This window comes from Gordonia sp. VNK21 (assembly GCF_046098115.1).
In the GTDB taxonomy this organism is placed as follows: Bacteria; Actinomycetota; Actinomycetes; order Mycobacteriales; family Mycobacteriaceae; genus Gordonia.
Genome location: NZ_JBJURU010000033.1, coordinates 1 through 3,385, shown reverse-complemented (window position 1 = coordinate 3,385; position 3,385 = coordinate 1). Strand labels below are relative to the sequence as shown.

At 62.9% G+C, this 3,385-nt stretch carries 3 protein-coding genes; 2 read left to right on the top strand and 1 reads right to left on the bottom strand.

What is annotated here, in order from left to right:
• Window positions 1–155: 155 nt before the first annotated feature.
• Window positions 156–1,034: an SDR family NAD(P)-dependent oxidoreductase gene (locus ACJMNC_RS18170; RefSeq protein ID WP_408949347.1), complete on the bottom strand. Its 879-nt coding sequence runs from the start codon at window positions 1,032–1,034 to the stop codon at window positions 156–158.
• Between the two features lie 688 nt (window positions 1,035–1,722).
• Between ACJMNC_RS18170 and ACJMNC_RS18165 the strand changes: the two genes are divergently transcribed.
• Both ACJMNC_RS18165 and ACJMNC_RS18160 read left to right on the top strand, forming a co-directional pair.
• Window positions 1,723–2,739 (top strand): diiron oxygenase, encoded by a 1,017-nt coding sequence (locus ACJMNC_RS18165; RefSeq protein ID WP_009678392.1) that lies wholly within the window; start codon window positions 1,723–1,725, stop codon window positions 2,737–2,739.
• Window positions 2,740–2,749: 10 nt separating this feature from the next.
• Window positions 2,750–3,385 (top strand): 4Fe-4S binding protein (locus ACJMNC_RS18160; protein WP_408949346.1); only part of this gene is annotated, 636 nt, incomplete at its 3' end.

The window sequence follows — 3,385 nt, the reverse complement described above, 5'->3', positions numbered from 1 at the left end:
CCCCCGACAGCCCGGCGGCGGGACCAGGCTAAGTGGACCGTCGTGCAGCAGAGCCTCGGGCCGATCGCACCGACGAGTCCGGTATCCCCGTGTCGCACATCGGCCCTCCTCGCCGAGTTGATCACCTCGCCGTGGGCCACCATCTGGGGCACACGTCAGGGCGCATTACGTTCCACAAGCCGGTCCGCGACTCTCGACGAGGCCGCGCCCACTCGTCGGAGAAGCCGTGCCACTCGCGGCATGACCTCCAGATCGCGATACACAGCCGCGTGCACGAGCCAGTCCGCAGCCTCGACCGCGGTGAGCGCGGGCATTTGGTGGTATTCGTTGGTGGGCTCGATCATCGGTGTCCGCACGAGCGGGAAGAAGACGGTCGTCACAGAGACCCCTGTGCCACGCAACTCCGACGCTATGCTGCGTCCGAAGGCGGTAATCGCGGCCTTCGATCCCGCGTATGCCGAGAACTTGGGCATAGCGCCCATTGGGATCCCCCAGGTGGAGACGTTGATGAAGTGGCCGCTGCCGCGCTCCTTCATGGCAGGTAGGAACCCTAACGTCAGCTGCACGGGACCGAAGTAGTTGACCGCCATGGTGCGCTGATAGTCGTGCAGCCGATCCGTCGAGTCGAGGACCTCGCGGCGAATCGACCGCCCGGCGTTGTTCACGACGATGTCTGGGCAGCCGTACTCGGCGAGCACGTGCTGGATCAGGCGAGCCGTGTCGTCGGTGTCGGAGAGATCCGCCGGACAGGCGTCGGCATAGCCGCCCGCGGCCCGGATACGCGTGACGAGCTCGTCTAGGCTGTGCGCACGACGCGCCACCATCAAGACGTGGGCTCCACGACGGGCGAACTCTTCAGCTGCCGCAGCGCCGATGCCCGACGAAGAGCCAGTGACGAGGACGGTTGAATACCGTAGCCGCCTGGCCGGCGACCCGGTGCGAAGTGTATTGACGAGCTCGCCCGGCGTACGTGGTCGTTGTAAAGCAGTATGCGCGACTCGGGCCGGCACGTATCTCACAGCTGCTGCCACCATGCATAGACCGTAGATCACGAGGCGCAGCACTATTGACCCCCATCCGCTGCGAGGATGCGGCCGATGGTCGTCTTGCCCGTCGTCCCAGTGGGCCGGAGAACACGAAATATGTGGGCCGCCGTGCCAGAGCGAGAGCCCCTCGCTGCCGCCTTCGTGCACCAACAAAAGCCAGACTTGGTGCTTGACGGCCGGTGGTTGGCCGATTGGCGATCTAGCTCGGCCAGGACGGCGTCGTAGCCGGTTGAGCGGCCCCTACGATCACCTGGTCACCATCAGCCGTCAAGATCAGCTGTCAGCGGTAAGAACTGTCCTGAGGGAGGTGTCGGTTCCGGTTGAAAAACGAGCCCGCCGAAGCGACACGGGGGCAACCGGCGCACGACGACACCGCCCGCCCGCTCTGTTCTGACATGTGCACAATTCGATGATTTCAACACCGTCCGACCCTCCGCGTGTACATATACGTTCCATTCCTGTACACACGCGCCTGTAGCGACCGCGCGGCCCAGGCCGTCATGCCGTCTTTGCGTCTCGCTGGTTAGCCGTCTTGCCAGCCACCGCTCCCTATCGCGCGGCCCTGGATCGGGGCGGTTTCGGTCATCGCACGACCGGGGCATTTCCGATATCCGATACTTGCGGTATCGTGTACGTATAAAAGCCGTAGAAACATCAACCTCAGGGGAGGCTTCTTATGGCTAGAACCGGCATCATCAAACGTTGGCGTAGCAACATGGATGTGCTCGACGACACCGTGTACACCGACATGCTCAACACACTGTCTGAGGGGTCAGTGCGACGGCATTTCAACCCCTATATCGATATCGATTGGGATGCACCCGAGTTCGCGGTGACACCCAATGACGAGCGGTGGATCCTTCCTGGGACCGATCCGCTCGGACGTCACCCGTGGTATCAAGCGCAAGCGGTCGAGCGCCAGATCGAGATCGGTATGTGGCGTCAGGCCAACGTTGCCAAGGTCGGCCTGCACTTCGAGTTGGTCCTGATCCGCGGCCTGATGGACTACGCGTTCTGGACGCCCAACGGGTCGCCCGAGTACCGCTACTGCCTGCACGAGGCCGCCGAAGAGTGCAACCACACCATGATGTTCCAGGAGATGGTGAACCGCATCGGCGTCGACGTGCCCGGGATGCCAAGATTGCTGAGGTGGTCCCAACCGGTCGTCCCGTTGATGGCCGGGCCGCTGCCGATCCCGTTCTGGTTCGGCATTCTCGCCGGTGAAGAACCCATCGATCACACGCAGAAGAACGTTCTGCGCGAGGGTAAACAGCTGCACCCGATCATGGAGCGGGTGATGGCGATCCACGTGGCCGAAGAGGCGCGGCACATCTCGTTCGCGCATGAGTACCTGCGTAAGCGGGTGCCGCATTTGTCGCGAGGGAAGCGGTTCTTGCTGTCGATGTTTGTGCCGGTGATGATGCGCGTGCTGTGTTCGGCCATCATGGTTCCGCCGCGGGAGTTCTGGAAGGAGTTCGATATTCCACGCTCGGTGCGCAAGGAGGTCTTCTTCAATTCGCCGGAGTCGCGGCAAACGCTACGTGACATGTTCGGTGACGTCCGGATGCTGTGCCACGACACGGGACTGATCAATCCGCTCGCCAAGATCGTTTGGCGGATCTGCAAGATCGACGGCAAGCCGAGTCGCTACCGTAGCGAGCCGCAGCGCCAGCACGTGTCCGCCGTAGCGTAGGGCGGCGTACATGCCCCATGTGATCACCCAGTCGTGCTGTAGCGACGCCTCCTGTGTGTACGCCTGCCCGGTCAACTGTATTCATCCGTCGCCAGACGAACCCGGGTTCGCCACCGCTGAGATGTTGTACATCGATCCGGTCTCGTGTGTCGACTGCGGCGCATGTGTATCTGCCTGCCCGGTCGGGGCGATAGTGCCGCAGGCAAAGCTGCGGCCTGAACAATTGCCGTTTGTCTCCCTCAACGCGGCGTTCTACCCGGATCGGCCCGCAGGCGAGAGGGTTCCGCCGACGTCTAAGCTGGCGCCGGTCATCGCCGCGCCGAAAGTCGATGCACGCGAGTCTGATCCATTGACGGTGGCGATTGTTGGCTCTGGTCCGGCGGCGATGTATGCCGCCGACGAACTGTTAACCCAGTCAGGCGTACGGGTCAACGTCTTCGAACGTCTCCCGACGCCCTATGGGCTGGTGCGGGCCGGCGTCGCACCCGACCATCAGAACACCAAGCGGGTCACACGGCTTTTCGACGAAGTGAGCCGATCGTCTGGATTCACCTTCTACCTCAACGTCGAGGTGGGATCGGATGTGTCCCACTCCGAACTGTTGGCCCACCATCATGCGGTGGTGTATGCCGTCGGAGCGCCGAAC

Excerpts from the sequence above, each read along its gene's own strand:
- ACJMNC_RS18170 (WP_408949347.1), bottom strand. The coding sequence starts at position 1,034 with ATGGTGGCAGCAGCTGTGAGATACGTGCCGGCCCGAGTCGCGCATACT.
- ACJMNC_RS18165 (WP_009678392.1), top strand. The coding sequence starts at position 1,723 with ATGGCTAGAACCGGCATCATCAAACGTTGGCGTAGCAACATGGATGTG.